Annotated in this window: 1 protein-coding gene and 1 pseudogene; both read left to right on the top strand. The window is 62.3% G+C overall.

What is annotated here, in order from left to right; all coding sequences use genetic code 11:
- Nucleotides 1-162: 162 nt before the first annotated feature.
- Nucleotides 163-837, top strand: coding sequence for a response regulator transcription factor (locus EN932_RS36435; protein ID WP_023812818.1), 675 nt, complete (start codon nucleotides 163-165; stop codon nucleotides 835-837).
- Between the two features lie 7 nt (nucleotides 838-844).
- Nucleotides 845-1,210 (top strand): annotated as a pseudogene (locus tag EN932_RS36430) (two-component sensor histidine kinase); the annotation flags it as partial.

Genomic DNA, 1,210 nt, shown 5'->3' with positions numbered 1-1,210 from the left:
CAATTTCAAAAGCGCTTCAACGATCCGATGCCAACGACATCGGCAGCGAGCAGCTTTATCGCGCACTGCTTCGAGCGATCTCGGTCGCGATGCGCTTTGGCAAAGGCCACAATGCAGATGTCTGCCACTCAACCTTCCGGCGAAATCGCGTATAACAGCCCTATGAAGATTCTCGTCATAGAAGACGATCGCGAGGCTGCGGATTACTTGCAGAAAGCTTTTGCCGAGGCCGGTCACACCGCGCATGTCGCCGGTGACGGCGAAACCGGCTTTGCGCTCGCCGACGCCGGCGACTACGACGTGATGGTGATCGACCGGATGATGCCGCGTCGCGACGGCCTGTCGGTCATTGCCGGTCTCAGGTCCAGGGGCAACACGACGCCGGTGCTGATCCTGTCGGCGCTCGGCGAGGTCGATGACCGGGTCACGGGTTTGCGCGCCGGCGGCGACGATTACCTGACAAAGCCCTATGCCTTCTCCGAGCTTCTCGCCCGCGTCGAGGTGCTGAACCGGCGCGCCAGTGCCAAGGAAGCGGAAACCGTCTACCGCGTCGGCGATCTCGAACTCGACAGGCTGTCGCATTCGGTCCGCCGTGCGTCACGCGAGATAACGCTGCAGCCGCGTGAGTTCCGCTTGCTCGAATATCTGATGCGGCATGCCGGCCAGGTGGTGACGCGCACCATGCTGCTGGAAAATGTCTGGGACTACCATTTCGATCCGCAGACCAATGTCATCGACGTCCATGTCTCCCGGCTGCGCGGCAAGATCGAGAAGGGCTTCGACAAGCCCATCCTGCATACGGTTCGCGGCGCCGGCTATATGCTGAAGAGTGGTTAGCTGCGGCATGGCTCTTTCCGTGCCAGCCATCATGAAGACGACGGCAGCGCGGCTTTCGGCGCTCTACTTCCTGCTCTTCGCGCTCTGCGCGGTGGCGCTCGTCTTCTACATGACCTCGCTGTCGGCGCGAATGCTGACCGCGCAGACGCAGGAGACCATCAATGACGAAGTGCTCGGCCTTGCCCGCGCCTATCAGCGCGGTGGCCTGCCGGTACTGGTCCGCGTGGTCGAAGCGCGCTCGCGCCAGCCCGGCGCAAACCTTTACCTGATCGCCGACGCCAACGGCCAGATCCTGACCGGCAACGTGCAGAGCCTCGAACCTGGCGTTCTCGAAACCGAAGGCTGGACCAGCAGTCCGTTCTCTTATCAGCGC

It is taken from the genome of Mesorhizobium sp. M7A.F.Ca.US.002.01.1.1 (genome assembly GCF_004022955.1).
Classification (GTDB): Bacteria; Pseudomonadota; Alphaproteobacteria; order Rhizobiales; family Rhizobiaceae; genus Mesorhizobium; species Mesorhizobium ciceri.
The sequence above is the reverse complement of the archived record's forward strand: the minus strand, read 5'-3'. Positions and strand labels throughout refer to the sequence as shown.